Consider the following 18,159-nt stretch of genomic DNA (forward strand, 5'->3'; position numbering starts at 1 on the left):
GTATACTTTACCGATTTTTTTAAATTCAATTAAGCATACGCCAGGTAATGGCGTAAATATCCCTCAAATTTGTATTCCAATATAATCACAATAAAATAACAGATAAAAACCTGAAAACAACCAGGGGAAAACACCTGATTATGGTGATTATCTTGTTTAGATAAATTTATCGCTTTACTTTGTTACAAAAAAAAATTATGGATATTATTGAAGAACAGACAAGTACGATTCGAAAGTTGTTGTTCTGCGAGATTGAAATAGAGTTTAGAGATACTTATACTCCCAACGATGCTGATTTATTTAGATCCTTTTTTAGCCGTATTACGAAACTTTCAGAAGATAAGGATAGCTTAAGATACCAGAAATTTGGAGATAAAGTCTTATTCATGAAAGACGTAATTTTTGATGTTACCGACAAATTTATTACAGGAAAGTTTTTTTGCATACGAACTGACGTCTTTCCTCAAATAATCAATATGAACAGCGATGAGTTAACTGACATTGTCGCTGGTGAACAAGATGGAATTGCAGAAACGTCACATTTTGTTATAGATTACCGCAGCGAGATAATTAAAATGTCGATAGAATATAATCATTCAGGGGCGAAGATTTCAGATTTTAATAATTATTGTGGCCTATTAGGCATTAAATTTGAAGCTACTTCAAAGTTTAATGTGCTGATGATTTCTGCGAGTGAGAATCATCTTAAGGCTCTTGAAGATAAGCGAACTAATATTTCCGAGTTTAAAATCCGAATCCTTCAATCAAATCTTAGTTTAATCCAGAATGCGGATCAAGGGTTATACTCTGCTCTAAGGAATACCTTCGATTTATTTGATCCTAAATATGCAGAACTAAAATTGAAATTTGATTATAAAAAGCAAGCAATTCCGAAGGCAAAAGATATGATAAGTAATGTGGTAAAATCTATCAAAAGTGACTTGGCCGCTAGGAAAGCAATTGACACATTAAGTGTTCGAGCAGAAAATCCCGATAAAAATTTTAAGATGGAATTATATGATCTACTAGTAGAGAAGCTAAAGACTGAAATAACTGTGAAAAGAAAAGCTCGCTCACGTGCAATCGTTTCTGAGGACATACTTCCCAAAATGAGAGAAGAATTAATTAAGATTAAAATTTAGAATGTATGTACGCCAAAATAATGGACCGATACTTTAATCATGCTATTACCGCCGATTTATTTGTCGCGTGCCTGTTTTTTTTAGCGGATTATAAATTTGGCGTGTTCTCATTTGCATATTTAGACAAGCCATCCGCCATGGACTTTATTTCGAATCTCATAGGTACTTGCATATCATTAGCGGGCTTTATTTTGGCAGCTTTAACCATAATCGTTTCATTTAAATCAAATATTAAAGCTCGAAGGGATTATCATAACATAGAGTCAGCATTAGAACTTTTTTTGAATACGAAAAACTATGAAAGAGTGGTTAAATTTTTCAAGAAAGCTATTGTTGAATTTATAATAATTGTCATGTTGTTGTATGGCATTTGGTTATCTTCTGCAAATCTTGATTCCAATATAATTAGTATGGTGCTGTTTTCTGCAGTTACAATGGTAGTACTTACTATTTGGAGAAGTTTGGATGTCTTATTCAAAGTAATGAAAACTGAAAATTTAAACAGACAGTGATTAATATTTATGTGAAGAAATATAGAAAGGAGATAACATAAAAAAAATGATTGAAATTATTAATTGCTATGCCAGAATTGATCTTAGCTCGCAAGATTTTACAAGAGTTATTAAGGGGATGAACGATGCAGGGTATAAATCTGCAATTTGGCAATCCAAATTAACTCTGCTTTCCACGGTTGGCATTACAAAGTTAAATACAGATGTTTTAGATTGGTTAAGCTACTATAATATCCAAGGCAGAGATTCTTTTGTCTATAGGGCGGACATTTTTCTAGAGCATACCGACCTCGTCTATGTTATAAACCGGGGTTCCGGTTGGACTGGGGAATCTAAAGTCGAAATAGGAGTTATCGGTGTTCATATTGGCGGTGCATCCAAACTTCTGGCGAAATATGCCAACAGTTTTATCAATGCATTGAAAACAAATATTGATGGCCGCAAAGTGCGTCACATGAATTTGAGATGGTATAAGCTTTCCCAAAATAACAAAATTGACTCTAAGGTCTCATTCGAAAAAGGTTTTACTTATGCATCATTGCAAGAGGATGAAGTCAAAGGCGCAGTTTTACTTTCAGATGCCCAAAATAGAGAAATCCTGCTAAGAATAGCAGAGACAGGGTCAATAAAAAAAATTGACTTTAAAGGCGAGAAAATGGACTTCTATCTAGAGAAAATCGAGATGCTTACAAATCTTGGTTTAGTAGACAAAATGTACACCGTTACATGCCGCAAGAAGTCTACTCCAATCGCAATGATTCGATCAATGGACGAGTTAACACTCTCTAGCAAGGACATACTAAGCTGTCCCCATTGTGCGAGAAGTTTTGAAGATGAGTTATTGCAAGAAAGCTTTTCACTAACTACGATGGGTAGGAAATTAACTTTGAGTAGTCATTGGATGACAATTTTAGTTACCCAAGTACTTGTTGAAAATGGCATTCCAGAAAAAAGTATTATTTGGAGTTTGGAAGTTGACGGAGAAGAAGTTGACTGCGTTGTTCAGTTCAAGGATAAAATATGGATCTTAGAGCTCAAAGACAGAAACTTCGAGGCAGGCGATGCACATCCACTGGCGTATAGAAGCATTAAGTACAAGGCTGACAAAACAATAATAATTACAACTGGTAAGGTTAGTAAGAACGCGAGAAAAGTTTTTGAAGACTTGTCCACTCGTAGAGGCGAAAAAAATGGACATCCATTGTATATAGAAGGTCTCTCTCTTCTAAAAAGCTCTGTAGCAACATTAATAAAAAATGAAGCCCTTCTCCACGTTCGTGAAAAGACAAAGGAGATAAGTAAGGCTGCCTACATCGAATTATCCCCAGTATTCTCTAAATTATTTGGCAGCTATACGCTTGAACATAAGGGGGAGTTTAAGGAAGGGGTTAATATTTTTAGATATTGAATCATACGTTTTAAAAGAAAGATGATAACAAATCTCCATTCTGTTTCCTTGTTTCTAAATAGTTATTAGTTGTGTTGTTGTGTTCGCGTGACGTCCTCCCTAAAAACCGAAGCGTTGTAAAATAGAAAAACGGAGTAATTGAGTTGACTTTGAAATGATTTTGTATTAAGGGAATTAAAGTTTACGTAAAACAAATGAATGATGAAATTTATTGTAAAAATAAACACTGGAGATACTATCGTTGCAGATTATCTAAACTCAGTAATATTACGATATGTTGATTGGAATGATTATGGATTTAATACATTGTATCGTGTGACATATATAGATGGGAAAGGACGTCCTCAAAAAATTGGAGATGTTAGAATAGGCCGGGTGGGGCAAGCTTCAGAAGATATACGACAATTAAAGGAAGATACTGTATTTAATAAATTGGATGACAATTTTTTTTCTCTAGGAACAAGCTTAGATTTTTACGAAAAATTGGAATCAATTGGAACAAGCTTCCGCATACAAGTGTTAGAAGGCCTCAATGACATCGCCTTTTCATCTGAAATCTATGAAAAGGCCATTCAGGAAGGTGTTACTAAGATTTCATTGTTAAGAGGTTTTGACGAAAGAACAGTCAAGGGACAGTTGAGGAGGGTCGCTCATGGCGGGACCAGACTAAAAAAATACCATTTTTTTTATGATGCCCCCAATATCAAATCGGATTCGGGTAATGGCCATTTGTCTTTTAAAATTACTCCAGAATCAAATCCGCCTTCCAATATTCATGTATTAATTGGCCGCAATGGAGTTGGAAAAACAAGCTTCCTTAATAGCATTTTAAGTAACTTGAGTGGAAATTCATTAAACAATTCTACAAGAATTTATTTTGGAGGGTTGGAACCAGAGGAATTTGTAAATGTTGTTTCAGTATCGTTTAGTGCTTTTGATGACGCTATGCCATATTTTGATAGTTACAGTGATGTTACCGGTATTTCATTCAAATATATCGGACTCAAGAAAAGAGATGATCGCGCTACTTATGGCTTTAAGATAAAAGACTTAGAAGACTTAGAAACTGAATTTGTTGATAGTATATTAGAATGCATTGGCTCATTTAAAAAGGAAAAATTGAAGAAGGGGCTAGTGGCTTTACAATCAGATCCGATTTTTAGGGAAATAGAAATTTCTGAATTACTCGATCTTTCCGAAGAACTCATCAAGGAAAAAGGAACGGCAACTTTTAAAAAACTTAGTTCTGGTCATAAAATAATTTTACTGTCTATTTCAAGATTGGTTGAAACAGTGCAGGAAAAGAGTTTGGTCTTGATTGATGAACCAGAAGCGCATTTGCACCCACCTTTGCTATCTTCGTTTATTAGGGCACTTTCTGAATTACTTACTGATATGAATGGTGTTGCAATAATTGCGACACACTCTCCTGTGATTGTTCAGGAGGTATCGAGAGATTGCACCTATAAATTTAGACGTTCTGGAAATCTGAGGATTTGCGAAAGACCACAAATTGAGACATTCGGTGAAAACGTCGGAGTATTAACCAGAGAAATATTTGAATTAGAGGTGTTGGATTCAGGATTCTATAAAATTATTTCAAACGCCGTAACAAACAGCGGTAGCTATGAAGAGTTGCTAATCGATTTTGAAGAGGGACTAGGATCCGAAGCTCGTTCCATAGCAAAAGTACTTTTTAACCATAAAGGTCAGCAGGGTTAACATGAGAAAAATTACGAAACCCAAAGAAGATTCGAAAACTGTATTTTTAAATTGTATCACCGATTTTAGTGATCAAGATTTGAAAACTCGTCTTGAGCAAATCGCCTCATTGATCGCTACCAGCTCCCAACAATTTGATAATCTTATACGTGAGAATAAGCTATGTCTAATTGAGAGAAATAAGGTTTATAAAGCCACAAAAGAAGAAAGAATATTTGGTGGCCTAGTTACAATAAATGAGGTAAAAGAAGTGTATACAAAGGGGTTTGCGGCAAAAGATTCTCCCGGCAGAGTACTCTATGATGAAATAATTTTGTCAGCTCCTTATAGTAAGTGTCCTTACTGTTTTCATCGTAATGTGGGTACCATGGATCATTACCTTCCTAAAGCATATTATCCTTTACTTTCAGTCGTTCCTTTTAATTTAGTCCCAAGTTGTATTCGTTGTAACACTGGAGAATTGAGGGCAAGCTTTCCCCAACAACCTTCTGAAGAAATATTGCATCCGTATTACGATGATGTTGAAAAGGAATTATGGCTTAGGGCGGAAGTTAAACATACTTCTCCTGCAACAATTAACTTTTTTGCTGATCCACCTGAAAAATGGGACTCATTATTGAAGGATCGGGTACGTAATCATTTTAGTATCCTCAAGCTAAACGAGCTATATTCTATTGAAGCAGCTTTGGAATTAATTAATCTTGAAGGACAATGCCAAGCACAATATAATATGGGCGGAGCCGCTGCGGTAAAAAGTCACTTGGAAGAAACAGCCGAAAGTAGGAAAGTCGCGTTTATAAATTCATGGCAGACCGCTTTGTATTCAGCAATAGCTATTGATAACTGGTTTCATAATGGTGGATTTGTCATTCCAAAAAAATGAAAATATTTAAGGTTATAGATTGTATTGAACGTTTTCAAAGAGATGGAAATAAATAGATATGCGTGTTGTTGCTCTTCGAAACTTAAGTCGACTAGTTTCATAATGACATTGCAATTAGCTTTTTCATATCACTTAAAAATAAGTTCGAAAATTGTCCAGACAGGGCGACAAAAAAATAAAGCTCACGCGAAAGCGTGGGCTTTTTCTTTTGACACCAATGTCAGAATCTTTTTTTCGGACAGAAGAGACAAAAGATAAAAGCCGCGCAGCAAGCTTTATTTCTTTTAGACTCCCCCATCCGAGGATCATGTAATCATCCTGTCTTCCCGTAACGGGCAAATGCCCTTCATGCTGTGTGTAACCTCTTTTCTATTTTTTCTCGCTGCGCCACGACACCGGGAGAAAAAATGAATTTCACAGGATCACATTCGCCCGCCAGGGCAAGATTCATTTTCCGGGAACATCGAACTTATGATCTCTTTTTTTCCACTCTACTACTGTTTCATAAACAGAGCCCACTTTTAAAAGACTAGCAAAACCCTTATCCAATAAGCTTTTCAGGCCTGCACATTGTTGCACGTATAGGCATCCTCCTTGACCCACTGCATTTATGAATGAACCAAATGGCGTACGCATTCATTGAAACGGAATGGTATTAATTTTTATGGTCCTGAAAAATCAGCTTTTGAACCGGAGATCATTTACGCTTATCCCTACCGGATCAGCGTAACATCGCCCTTCTCTGTTTTCGCAGGCTGGCTGGCACTGGTACGATAAGACAAATAATAACTATAAGTGCCTACATCGGCGGCTTGCCCTTTGTAGCTGCCATTCCAGCCGGCATCGCCGTTATGACCCTGGTAAACCATTTGTCCCCAGCGGTTATAGATCGAAAAGGTATAACGGACCAGGTTACGGCATTCGTTGTTTTGCGGAACCGGTAAAAAGTAATCATTCAGGCCATCCTGGTTCGGAGAAAAAGCGGTAGGCATCATCAGCCGGCAATCGCACCAGTTTATATCAATATGGATCGTATCGCTGGCTATACAAGGCGGATCGCTTACCTGCACCCAATAGGTGCCGGGATCTGCTATCTTAACAGCCGCGGTTGTAGCGCCCGTATTCCAAAGCAGGGACGCTAAACCGGTATGCTGTGTTTGTAACAGGTATCCATCCCCCGCTTCCCGGCAGATCATCGTATCCCTGCCCAGGTTCTGGCGCAGATCCCGGAAACTAAGTTGGATCGTATCGCTCGCCACACAACCGGATTTACGAAGCTGCAACCAATACAAACCGTCGGTTCCGGCCTTAAACGTAGCACCAGTGCTGCCATCCTGCCAACGGTAACTATCGGCCGTAATACGCGGTTGGAGCAGGACAGGCTGTGTGCTGTTACAGATAATGGAATCCGGGCCGAGCGTAAAAGAAAGGTCCGGCAAAACAACATTATAGGTATCCACACGGATCAGGCAGGCATCGCGGAAGCGCACCCAATAAATGCCGGGCTGCTGTATATTCCGGGTATTACCTGTGGAACCGTCATCCCAGGCATAGTGTGTACCGGATGGGGCGGTAATCTGCCAGCCGGCGCCGGTATTTTTGTCGCACAATGCCGTATCGTATTTTTTAATCAGTGTATCCTGCAAGGCATGTACCACGTTATTGGAAAACCGGTTTGCCAGGGTACCCGGCAGCAGCGAAACGATATTCGCCTGCGGGTTACAGGCCATACCACCCAGGTTTGGCTGTTCTATCCTGCCGATATCAACGATCTCAACACCGTTTACAAAATGGTTGCTGCAGTTATAATACACTTTATTATCAGGTCCCATTTTGAAATCATAATTATATATTGCTGTTATATAAGTCATAGAACCCATAATGGTAGCGGGTATCCCAGAACTGAGATCGAACTGGTAAATACCGGCATGAAACTGGTAGGCCCCGTTATAAAAAGCTTGTCCGCTCATGTATAATTTGGAATTATCGGGCGAGAAGCAAATGCCGAGTATCTGGGCTGCCCCGGCATAGGGTAAAGGACTATACCAGCTCAGCAGGGCTTCGTTGGAAAGCAGACCTGTTGCAGGGTCGAAATCATATAGGCCCATATCTCCAGTGATGATAGCGCTGTTGTTGTTGGTGCTCCGCGTATCGGCAATTTTTTTTCGATCGGGCGATACAACCATCCTGCTCCAGAGATAACTCTGATCGCCTGTGGTAAAATTATTAGGCACGGTAGACATTACCGCATTGTGGTTTACACCCGCCGCTGTTATTTCAAATGCCTGGAAAAAAGAATCCACCCGGTTATAATAATCCTGTTTGCGGGTAACCAGCCATACATTACAGTCGTTGCCCGGTATGGCGATCATGCCTCCCATCAGCGCACTATCCAGGAAGATGGACTTCTGGTTCGGCACCACATCGCCCAAGCCGCCGTTGAGGGTCATATCTACAACACTGTAGTATAATTGCCTGGAATAATAAGGCCATGCAAAACGTGTTTTAGAGAATACGTAATATTTGTCGGGGTCGCCCGGCATAGGTACGATTACCGAATTCTGGTTGTCGGTATTGGTGGTTGAAAAATTAATGCCCGTAGGTGGCCAGCCAAAGGGAACAGGCGCCAGCCATTGCCCGTTGGGCATAAAATTGTGGTTCCTGTCCCAGAGATAAGAACCGTCGGTATAAAAAAGTAAGGCCCCGTTGGCATCACATACCGAAGCAGACCCTTCGCTCAAGTGGTAATTGACAGGCTGGTTGCTATTGAGCGCAGTCTCTATCGCAACAGGGACGCCACTATTGAAGTCGATGCCCGCTTTATAACCCAAGGCCCATACATTTTCGTATTGGGCGCCGGCCCTGCCGCAACACAGGAATAGGCAGCAGGAAAATAAGAACCGTAAAAACGGATGATAACTCTTCATAAAAATCAGGTTTGGATTATGCGAATCCTATACGGAGCATAGGACATAACCGGCATTATAATTTTGTTACTTTAAGCTTAACCTGTTTATCTCCGTCTTTAAGCTCCAGGATATAAGTACCTGCTGGTAGTTCCCGGATATCGAACATAAAGCGGTTGCCTTTGAGTTGGGTCCACACTGCCCTGCTCTGCCCTGTAATGTCCCAAAGCTTTACTGTGGCTTCTTTCAGCGATAAAGCAGTGGTAAGTGTCAGTTTGGAAAAAACCGGGTTGGGAAAGACACGCGTAAAACCGAAGGGCTCGGTATCCGTAATACCGGTCCCGGAAAAATTATGACAAACGGAAGTATCGCTGCAACCATCTACAGTTACGATAACAGCATAATTTCCGCTTTGCTGCGGACTGAAGTCCTGCTGGCTTGCACCCGGTACAGGAGCATATTGGTTATTGCAATCCAGCCATTGATAGGTGGCCCCTGCCTGGCTGGCATGCAGGCCGGTACCGCTTTCTGTTACATGGACATTAACCGTATCGATCGTGAGTTCCAGGCGCACGATGCTATCACAGCCCGCGGTATTAGCCAGGGTTGCTACTACGTAGGAACCACTGGTTGTATAGGTCTGACCGTTCAGGCTATAGCTTTTGCAGGCTGTTGCGCTTATGGTGCTGCCGCTGCTTTGTAATAAGGTAAGATTAAGGGTAATGATGCTGTCGCAGCCGCCTGCATTGGGCAGGATACCGGTATAAGTGCCACCCGCGGTATAAGTAGTACCGGCAAAGGTGAAGCTGTCGCATGCGGTAGCGGTAAGCGTACCAAAGCTATTGCAGGTCATTTTGTGAATAAATCCGTCGGAATCGCCACCGGCTGCGGAAACCAGGACTACCGCACCCGGGCCCGGATCAAAATCTGCCTGTCCGCCCACATAAGCCGCGAAGCTGCCGGCAGTATAAATACTTTTGCCATCGGGATGAATAACGATGGCATATCCTTTATCATAAGAAGAACCGCCAAAGCCTTTTACAGAAACGAAATCGCCGTTTGCATTTAAGCAATTGATAAAAACGTCGGTACCGCCTGCAGAAGCAAGATTAACCGTACCCGCACCAGGATCAAAATCGGCAAGCCCGGAGAACATACCGGTGGCATAACTATTGCCGGCCGCATCCAATACCAGGTCAAAATTGCTACCTTTTCTCTTTTTAGCCCATACAAAATTACCCGCTGCATCCAGCTTGGAGATATAACTGTACTGATCGTTGGGGCCCGTCGAAGTCAGGTTATTTACCAGGCTGCCAGGGTCGAAATCGACAGTGCCGCCATAAGTTCCCGTGCTGTATACATTACCCGCGGTATCGACGGCGATAGCAGTAGCCACGACCCTGTTGTACATATCACTCAGGCCATCGGCCAGGAAAGCTTTGGCCCAGACCATATTACCGCCTGCATCCAGCTTGGACAAAAAAACATCGGCATAACCCGTAGCTGTGAGCGGAGCAGTACCTGCACCGGGATCGAAATCGGCCGTATTTTTAAAGCTGCCTGTGGTATATACATTACCATTATGGTCGAGCGTAAGCGCTACCGGGGCATCAGTACCGCTGCCCCCCATAGCTTTTGCCCAAAGGAAACTACCGGTTGTGGTCAGCTTGGAAATGTAGATATCCGTCATGCCGGCCGCTGTTAGTTTAAAAGTATCGGCAGCATTCATGCCCGGGTTAAAGTCGGCTGTATTTGAAAAAATACCCGTGGTATAGACATTGCCTGCAGTGTCTATGGCTATATCCGTACCGGAAACAGTGCCGCCGGCATTACCCAGGCTGCCGGCCCAGAGAAAATTTCCTGCAGTATCAAGCTTCAGGATAAAAGCAGCGGTATAACCCAGCGAAGGGTCTGCGGAAGAACTGAGTTTGAAACTATCCGGACCGGGATCAAAATCAACGGTACCGCCGAAAGTACCGGTAGCATACACATTACCGGCTGGATCTGCAGCAATGGCAATATTCCTCTTCCCGGTATGGAGCTGCTTTGCCCAGGCCAGGGCGCCGGATGCCCTCAGCTTATAAATAAAAACATCGGTTCCAAGGGCGGTCATGGTCAGGGTGCCGGCGCCTGGATCGAAATCCGAGGAACCACAGAAATATCCGGCACTATATACACTGCCCGAATTGCCAAGTGCGATAGCAGTCACAGCATCTTCTTCGCCATCATCCCAGCATCCGCCACCTACCTGCCTCACCCATTCCAGGTTAAAATTTTGTGCGGACAAGCGAAAAACACTACAAAGCAGACAGACAACAAACACTACTTTTTTGCATAGATACATTTTTTTCATAATTGCATTTTTGGGAGTAAAAAAAATCAGGTAAAGGTTATTGTTTCGTAGATGCGGTACCAATATAAGGCTGGCCTGGCGGCTGTTTGTATAATTTTTAGGTTACGATTTACTGAAAACAAAACTATCCTGTAAATATTTTTATTCCAATGGTGGAAACCTTAAAATCCGGGATGGTAGAAACCACACATTTTAAGCAAAAGCTAAAAAATGTGCCGCTAATGATTAACTTGCAAACACCATTATCCCGACGGTCCCGACGGGAAAACAAATCCATAAAAGGAAAACCATGACCGCTTGCTTTCGTTATTTCAGCATCGTTTTTCTTTTGTATATGTCCCTGCACTTGCTTGGCTGCCAGTCAGCCCGAAGCAGTAACCCGGGACCGCTATCGGGTGCTAAAGACACGGCCCTGGTTTTATCTATGATCAGGAGAGCCGACAGCATTTGCTGGTACCAGCCAGATACCGCAATGCAATTGGTACGCGATGCCCGGCAACACAGCCTGCGCTGCGGTTTCAAAAGCGGGGTGGTCAGAAGCATGCAGTCTATGGGTACCTTGTTTATGGCACAGGGTTTGTATGATTCCAGCCTGGCCTGTTATGACCAGGCGCTTCAGTATGCAGCGAAACAGGAGCCGAAGGATACGGCCACCAACATTACTTTATATTCCAACTCCGCCGCCGTTTATGTTTCCTGGGGGCGCTACGAAGAAGCCCTGCAACTGCAATATAAGGCCATGCACATGGCTACAGGCACACGTTTCAGCAAACTGCTCTGCCTTATTTACAACAACATTGGCAGTATTCTTTATGAACTCGGGCAAACCGACAAAGCATTTTATTACCTGGATAAAGCAAAGGATATCGCCTTCCGGGTGAAAGAAGCCAATTTTGTGCTGCCCTATATTTACATGAATGAAGCTTTACTCTTTTTGAAAGAGCATAAAACGGATGCCAGCAAAGAGAAATGCAGCCTGGCTATAGCAACCAATAAAAAGTTTCAATCCACAGAAGTGGCGTATGCTGTGGCCGACCTGATGGGTAATATTTATAAGGCAGAAAATAAACCGGAACAGGCTATTGCATCTTACAAAAGCATCCTGGATATGAAGGAGGACTACCCTTCCGGTAAATTACAGGCCCTGATTTCGCTGGGTAATATGTACCTGGACCTGGAGCAGTACCCGGAAGCGCTTGCCTATTTGCAGGAAGCGATGCAAAAGGCAAAGGCATTAAGCGGCAACCGGGAGTTGAAACGGATTTATGAAGGCCTGGTAAGCGTATACCGCAACCAGCAACAGTATGCGCTTGCCCTCGATTATGAAGATAAACTGATCACGATTAAAGATAGCCTGCTGGATATAGAAAAAGTGCGCTCCTTAAGTATCCTGGAGGTAAAATACCAGACGGCCGAAAAGAATAAAGTGATTGCCGAAAGCAAGCTCCAGATTGCGGATCAGCGCGCAAGAATTGTCCGTAAAAATATGATGATCGGCGGAACCCTTGCCGGCACCGCGCTGATCCTGGCCTTATCCGGGTTTTTCTACTTATACAAACAGAAACTACAGCGTCAGAAACAGGAAACGGCGATCTGGCATGCCATGGTTGAAGGGGAAGAAAAAGAACGTTCCCGTATTGCACATGACCTGCACGACGGTATCGGCGGCCTGCTTTCCACCCTTAAAATGTACCTGGGCATCCTGCAGAAGCGGGTGCCCGAGGTCGCTACCATCGATGTATACCGGGATGCAAGCCGCCTGCTGGACGATACCGTTGCCGAGGTGCGCAAGACAGCGCATAACCTGATGCCCGAGCTTTTACTCAATCACGGACTTTCCGAAGCCGTCCGTATTTATTGTAATGCCATCCAGGATGATGAAGGTTTGAAAATAGACTTCCAGTATTATGGTTTTATCGGGAAACTCAATAGCGGCTTCCAGCTATCCCTGTACCGTATCATCCAGGAGCTGGTACAAAATATATTGAAACATGCCGCTGCCAGCCTGGCCCTGGTGCAACTGAGCCAGCACAACGAATTCCTGGATATAACCGTAGAGGATAACGGGATAGGCATGCCGGAAGAAAAAATAAAGCAGGGCGGCATAGGCCTGCAAAGTATCAAACGCCGCGTACAGGAATTACAGGGCAACTTTCATATCAGCTCAACACCCGGCAGCGGTACAACCATTTATATTGAATTCAATTTACTCCGGCAAAAAGAACAGCAGGCATGAAAATAACCGTTACCATAACCGATGATCATCCCATAGTCCTGAACGGTATTCAGAAGATACTGGCGGAATACAAACATATTGAAATACTGGACGCCTGTACCAGCGGCGCAGCGCTGCTGCTGAGGCTTAAAGAACGGCAACCGGATGTATTACTGCTCGATATCCAGATGAAAGGCATGCAGGGCGATGAAGTGGCGCAGCAGGTTTCAAAATTATATCCCCATATTGCCATATTGGTGCTCAGCAATCTCGACCAGGCTTTCCATATCCGTAATATGTTTTTAAACGGCGCCAAAGGTTATTTACTGAAAACTGCCGGCCCCTTCCAGCTTATTAATGCCATTGAAACCATACATAAAGGCAGGCAGTTTATAGACGAGGATCTGAAAGACCTGATGCTGCACGATATGATGGAAACCCGGGCCAATACCAACGGCATCCCTGCCCTCACCAAACGGGAAACGGAAATCCTGCACCTGATAGCGAATGAGATGACCAGCCCGGAGATCGCTAAAAAATTATTTATCAGCCTCAGTGCCGTAGAAAACCATCGTCTGAATTTATTGTTCAAACTGAATGTAAAAAACGCGGTAGGGCTGATCAAAAAAGCAATTCATTTAGGTTTGATCAAACCCTGATCCGTTACCCGAAAGGCGAATACAGTGTTTACTGATAGATTCCTTAAGCCCGGTCGGCAGCCGGAACCATCCAGGCGTACCTAAAAATACCTTTAAAAGAAAAACGCGAAAAAGAAAGCAATCGGTTGCGGGCATTATGGGTTACAGGGTTAAGCATCATTCGGGCATAGTTGTACGCAAATCATACCAGTTTATAAACTCGCTTATCCGGGAGTAATACGATTAGATATTTTTGGTTAAACCATTCACTAATCGTTAAACTATTTATGGAACACAAGCAAAGAATAGCTCCCGCACATTCGTCGAAACTCTTTATTACCGCCTGTTTGCTGGCCCTGGGGCTCGGGTCCTGCCAGAAAGATGTAAAGACAAAACCCAATGCAGACACCTTTAACGAGACGGTGTCTGCCAAACAACAAAATCTCAATTTCAGGCCCCTGAACACCAGCGATGCCAACCTGCTCCTGTTTCCGCAAGACGCCAACTACGAGAAAATAGACATGGCCGTTTATGCATTCGGCAATGTTTTAAAAGGTCTGTTGACCCAGGATATGGTTAACTTCATTGTAAGCCAGGTACAGGCCAACCCGGAACGCAGGGTTTCTTTTACTACGATCTTCAACCAGTTCCCAACGCTTCAGAATGCGATGAACCAGGGTCTGGCCAACCAGTCGATAACCACTATTCCCTACGATTTTTCTTCCGTCAATAAAATTCTTGCGGTACTCCAGAGAAACGGGATTACCTATGAACTTGGCATCAACATACCCAACCTGGGACTCTTCAGTAGCCATACGGTACAAGTATTGACACCGGGACTGGAGCTTTCTGACGAAGCCGGTCATGAAGACCAGATCATGGGTTGGTTCCGGCAGAACGGTACCAATACACCGGTACGCATCGATGAAAACGAAGCCATGACATTTGCCGTGGCTGTGCTGAACGTACACCTGAACCCTATAGGCGGTGTGCCGCCGATCAATACGGTGCCTATTGGCGGCCCTATCGCACCTGGTGGCTCCTACTCGGGTATCGATATGATCAATATCCGCCCCTGGTTTAAGTTTGAAAAGAAATCAAAATCTGAAATCTGGCTGCATGCCATGTACTACTGGACCGGGCCATCCTCCTGGTATCCGCTTTACAGCCCAGCACTGAGCAGTTTTGTCGGTTATGGCAAAAGCCTGGTAACTACCGCCGATATGGGCAACTGGCACTATGTCAATACCCATATGTCCAACCTTGTTGAAGATGTAATCTGGAATGTATATGAACGCGACTGGTGGGAGTCGTTTAAGCGGATCAACCAGTTAGGCGGAACAGTGACCTATAACTGGGGCGCCCCGATGCGCTTCTACGGCGAGGTATATGGAATCGACCCGGCCAGCAATCATCCCAACAATACCTATACACCTGCATATATGGGCACTTACAGGTCGACAATTATCAGCAATATGCCATCGACAACCTATCTGAACGGCTTTTCGGGCAATGCTAATTTCAACTTTAATGCCTTCTAAAGTTCAAAAACGATGTATAAAAAATTCTGTAGCCGGGCTACAGGATTTCTACGGACGAGCCCCTGCCTTTCCTGAAAATAAAGAACACCTTCGCCTTGCGAAGGTGTTCTTTATTTTGGGTTTAACGACTTCGTTAACCTCAGCAGAATTCCCCATAGTGAAGCCGGCTAACGGATAAGATCCTTCGCTGGGCTCAGGATGACAGCAACCCTGCAGTACAACTACTCCAATAAAGCCAGCTAACCGGTGAGATCCTTCGCTGCGTATAACAGCTGGATTCCCCATAGGGAAGCCGGCTAACGGATAAGATCCTTCGCTGAGCTCAGGATGACAGCAACCCTTCAGTACAACTACTCCAATAAAGCCAGCTAACCGGTGAGATCCTTCGCTATGCTCAGGATGACACCCTTCCTCTTGATCATTCGCTGTGCTCAGGATGACAGTACCCCTTCAGTACGACTACTCCGATAAAGCCAGCTAACCGGTAAGATCCTTCGCTATGCTCAGGATGACACCCTTCCTCTTGATCCTTCGCTATGCTCAGGATGACACCCTTCCTCCTGATCATTCGCTGCGCTCAGGATGACAGTCTTCCTCCTAAGCCCCATTCAAAACTCAAAGCTGCTCCAGCACCTGCTGTACGTGGGATACCCAGTCTTCGTCGGGTATGGTTTTATCCAGGTAGTAGTCGGGCTGTATACCTTTACCGTCGATCGCCATATCGGGTATACGATAACTTTTGGAAAGGCAATACCCCAGCTGGAACTGGTTATCCGGCGATGTAACAAAACACATATTCGATATATCCAGTACCCCTATGGTAGTAGTGCCGAATAGCTTTGTCTTCTTACTTTGTTTGGCTGCCAGCAAAAACTGTTCGGATGTACTCCCGTCGTTTTCGTTAATCACAACGGCAACGTTTTTAGGGAAGGGCAATACCGTATCCAGTTTTTGTATAGAAACACGATCTCCGTTAAGGTTTACAAACTTACCCAGGTTGTTGTTGAGTGTGGTCAATGCCTTGTTTATCTCTGTACGGTTCTGTTCCGAAAGACCCGGTATAGCCAGGTATTCTTCCATCCTTTTATTATTCAGCGGTGTGGAATAGAACTCCAAGCCTACAATACGTATCGGGTTGGTATAGAGATAGGGAATAATATTTTCGTAGCTATCGTCATTACCGCCGCCGTTATTACGGATATCAATGATGAGGTTTTCTGTTTGTGCAAGCAATCCCTTCGAAGCCGTCAGCAAACTATCGATCAAAGGCTTATGCCCGCCTTCGAAGCTGGGGATATACATATAGAGCGTTTTGGGTGAAATACGCTCCAGGAAAGGAACCGGGGACATGACCATTTTAGTATACAACTCATGCTTGCCCGTTTCCGGCAAAACGGGGAAAGTTCTCTTTAAAAAAACATTGGAGAGTTTTAAGGTATTGGGGCTAACCAACCTGGTTTTGTTTGTTTTTGATACCTTATTCGCCGAGAAGTTGCCCATATAGAACACGCCGGTACTGTCGCTGTTGATTTCGAGCTTTACCATACCCGGTTTCCAGGCCTCATTGGTTGAGGTAAGCACAACACCTTTGTACCCTTGTGCCTGCTTTTGTATGGCAATGGTATAGGGCCCGGTAGTCCATATGCCTTCAAAACCCGGATCCTGTTTTTGCGCAAGGGCTTTGCGCAGCTGTTCTTCCTGCAAACCGAGTACAGGCCAGTTGGCGCTGTTGACTGCCGCGTCGCCTGTGCGGGCGGTATCGTTATGCTGGGCTATGACCCTGAAATGCGCCCTGCGAAAGAAGCCCAGCCATTCATTCATCACTTCGGCGCAGTTATCCCTGCTCCTTATATTTTTCACCTTCAATAAATAAGGGGCGGTATGGCTTTCGTAGGCCTTCCGGCCTTTCTTTTCCAGGGCATAGGCAAAACCGGCATCATTTTTTTCAAATGTCTCCTTTACCCATTTAAAGTTTTTCTCGCAATCGCATTTTTCCTGTGCGTGTAAAGCAAAAACAGGCGCCATAAACAGCAGCAGTATGGGGTACTTCTTAAATAGCATAACAATAAAATAAAATATAAAAATAAATTTGAAGGTACTTACTTTTCATAGTATTGTATACCCGCCCCAAGGCATTTATTTAAAAGTAATTTTATCATGGCCCGTCGATAGTTTTAACGATCCCCCCTACCCGCATACAAATCAACCATAAGCCCAGAACCAGTTCCAGCAGCGCCGCCGGCACATTAAGCGCCAGGTACAGCGGCGTGGCAATGCCCGTGTATTGTCCTAAAAAGAGCAGGCTGGCAATCATGGACAAAAATGCGGCAACTATGCCCCAGACCGGCAGCCAGGATGGCACCAGTCCCGACCGGAGCAGCAGCACATACAACATTACATTACCGATGCATAAGGTCAGCACCATAAATACATGATTGAGCTGATCGCGCACTACTTTGAGTATATCGCCGGTAACGGCCAGGGCTGGCCAGGGGTATTGCAGGTAGGCTTTACTCAGGGCCAGTAGGGCCAATAACAGTACCGTACCCATAACAGAAAGCACGACCGCAACGATCCGGAAACCCAGGAAACCCACTGACAGGCTGCCGCCGAAACGTGCTAGCTGCGGATAAAGCAAAACTGCCACACCCATATAGGTAAGCGACAGTATAAACTGGCAGACCACCGCCCGGATAACCCGGCCCGGCGCCTTACCTGCTTCTGTTAAATACCCCGGCATATCTATCTCCGGGGCAACACTGCATAAGCCTGCGGCAAGCCCTGCAAGCATCAGCAGCCCGGCCAGTTTTGTTGTAGTATACATAGACATAACCTATCG

General features: G+C 43.8%; 12 protein-coding genes. 8 read left to right on the top strand and 4 right to left on the bottom strand.

The annotated features are described in order from the left end of the window. Positions 1-197: 197 nt before the first annotated feature. The 5 genes from B0I18_RS15515 to B0I18_RS15535 all read left to right on the top strand — a co-directional run bounded on the left by B0I18_RS15515 (position 198) and on the right by B0I18_RS15535 (position 5,667). Positions 198-1,142 (top strand): hypothetical protein, encoded by a 945-nt coding sequence (locus tag B0I18_RS15515; RefSeq protein ID WP_106523650.1) that lies wholly within the window; start codon positions 198-200, stop codon positions 1,140-1,142. A gap of 5 nt (positions 1,143-1,147) precedes the next feature. Continuing rightward, entirely contained in the window at positions 1,148-1,654 is a 507-nt protein-coding gene (locus B0I18_RS15520) for a hypothetical protein (RefSeq protein WP_106523651.1), read from the top strand. A 46-nt stretch (positions 1,655-1,700) separates the two neighbouring features. Then, positions 1,701-3,062, top strand: a complete 1,362-nt coding sequence (locus B0I18_RS15525) for a hypothetical protein (RefSeq protein WP_106523652.1) — start codon at positions 1,701-1,703, stop codon at positions 3,060-3,062. A gap of 198 nt (positions 3,063-3,260) precedes the next feature. Then, complete coding sequence (locus B0I18_RS15530) at positions 3,261-4,784, top strand: AAA family ATPase (RefSeq protein ID WP_106523653.1); 1,524 nt, start codon at positions 3,261-3,263, stop codon at positions 4,782-4,784. A 1-nt stretch (position 4,785) separates the two neighbouring features. Beyond that, on the top strand, positions 4,786-5,667 hold the full coding sequence (locus B0I18_RS15535; protein ID WP_106523654.1) for an HNH endonuclease: 882 nt from the start codon (positions 4,786-4,788) through the stop codon (positions 5,665-5,667). A gap of 713 nt (positions 5,668-6,380) precedes the next feature. Here the strand turns inward: B0I18_RS15535 and B0I18_RS15545 are convergent. After that, entirely contained in the window at positions 6,381-8,594 is a 2,214-nt protein-coding gene (locus B0I18_RS15545) for a T9SS type B sorting domain-containing protein (RefSeq protein WP_106523656.1), read from the bottom strand. Between the two features lie 55 nt (positions 8,595-8,649). Then, the gene (locus B0I18_RS15550; protein WP_146146762.1) at positions 8,650-10,926 is read right to left on the bottom strand and encodes an SBBP repeat-containing protein; all 2,277 of its coding nucleotides are present in this window, start codon (positions 10,924-10,926) and stop codon (positions 8,650-8,652) included. Positions 10,927-11,215: 289 nt separating this feature from the next. On the opposite strand from B0I18_RS15550, the gene B0I18_RS15555 reads away from it, so the two are divergent. The 3 genes from B0I18_RS15555 to B0I18_RS15565 all read left to right on the top strand — a co-directional run bounded on the left by B0I18_RS15555 (position 11,216) and on the right by B0I18_RS15565 (position 15,320). After that, entirely contained in the window at positions 11,216-13,162 is a 1,947-nt protein-coding gene (locus B0I18_RS15555; RefSeq protein WP_106523658.1) for a tetratricopeptide repeat-containing sensor histidine kinase, read from the top strand. Beyond that, complete coding sequence (locus tag B0I18_RS15560; protein WP_106523659.1) at positions 13,159-13,800, top strand: response regulator; 642 nt, start codon at positions 13,159-13,161, stop codon at positions 13,798-13,800. The genes B0I18_RS15555 and B0I18_RS15560 overlap by 4 nt, the downstream gene beginning before the upstream one ends. 266 nt (positions 13,801-14,066) lie before the next feature. Beyond that, a complete protein-coding gene (locus B0I18_RS15565; protein WP_106523660.1) occupies positions 14,067-15,320 on the top strand; it encodes a hypothetical protein in 1,254 nt (417 codons plus the stop codon). A 615-nt stretch (positions 15,321-15,935) separates the two neighbouring features. Here B0I18_RS15565 and B0I18_RS15570 read toward each other — a convergent pair. Both B0I18_RS15570 and B0I18_RS15575 read right to left on the bottom strand, forming a co-directional pair. Beyond that, a complete protein-coding gene (locus tag B0I18_RS15570) occupies positions 15,936-17,381 on the bottom strand; it encodes a S41 family peptidase (RefSeq protein WP_106523661.1) in 1,446 nt (481 codons plus the stop codon). Positions 17,382-17,475: 94 nt separating this feature from the next. Continuing rightward, positions 17,476-18,150: a DUF4386 domain-containing protein gene (locus B0I18_RS15575; RefSeq protein ID WP_106523662.1), complete on the bottom strand. Its 675-nt coding sequence runs from the start codon at positions 18,148-18,150 to the stop codon at positions 17,476-17,478. Positions 18,151-18,159: the final 9 nt, after the last annotated feature.

The organism is Taibaiella chishuiensis, from assembly GCF_003014535.1.
Classification (GTDB): Bacteria; Bacteroidota; Bacteroidia; order Chitinophagales; family Chitinophagaceae; genus Taibaiella; species Taibaiella chishuiensis.

What these genes read in the sequence shown, in the direction of transcription:
- B0I18_RS15565 (WP_106523660.1), top strand. Translation starts at nt 14,067, where the DNA reads ATGGAACACAAGCAAAGAATAGCTCCCGCACATTCGTCGAAACTCTTT.
- B0I18_RS15560 (WP_106523659.1), top strand. Translation starts at nt 13,159, where the DNA reads ATGAAAATAACCGTTACCATAACCGATGATCATCCCATAGTCCTGAAC.
- B0I18_RS15545 (WP_106523656.1), bottom strand. Translation starts at nt 8,594, where the DNA reads ATGAAGAGTTATCATCCGTTTTTACGGTTCTTATTTTCCTGCTGCCTA.
- B0I18_RS15550 (WP_146146762.1), bottom strand. Translation starts at nt 10,926, where the DNA reads ATGAAAAAAATGTATCTATGCAAAAAAGTAGTGTTTGTTGTCTGTCTG.
- B0I18_RS15520 (WP_106523651.1), top strand. Translation starts at nt 1,148, where the DNA reads ATGTACGCCAAAATAATGGACCGATACTTTAATCATGCTATTACCGCC.
- B0I18_RS15530 (WP_106523653.1), top strand. Translation starts at nt 3,261, where the DNA reads ATGATGAAATTTATTGTAAAAATAAACACTGGAGATACTATCGTTGCA.
- B0I18_RS15575 (WP_106523662.1), bottom strand. Translation starts at nt 18,150, where the DNA reads ATGTCTATGTATACTACAACAAAACTGGCCGGGCTGCTGATGCTTGCA.
- B0I18_RS15515 (WP_106523650.1), top strand. Translation starts at nt 198, where the DNA reads ATGGATATTATTGAAGAACAGACAAGTACGATTCGAAAGTTGTTGTTC.
- B0I18_RS15525 (WP_106523652.1), top strand. Translation starts at nt 1,701, where the DNA reads ATGATTGAAATTATTAATTGCTATGCCAGAATTGATCTTAGCTCGCAA.
- B0I18_RS15535 (WP_106523654.1), top strand. Translation starts at nt 4,786, where the DNA reads ATGAGAAAAATTACGAAACCCAAAGAAGATTCGAAAACTGTATTTTTA.
- B0I18_RS15570 (WP_106523661.1), bottom strand. Translation starts at nt 17,381, where the DNA reads ATGCTATTTAAGAAGTACCCCATACTGCTGCTGTTTATGGCGCCTGTT.
- B0I18_RS15555 (WP_106523658.1), top strand. Translation starts at nt 11,216, where the DNA reads ATGACCGCTTGCTTTCGTTATTTCAGCATCGTTTTTCTTTTGTATATG.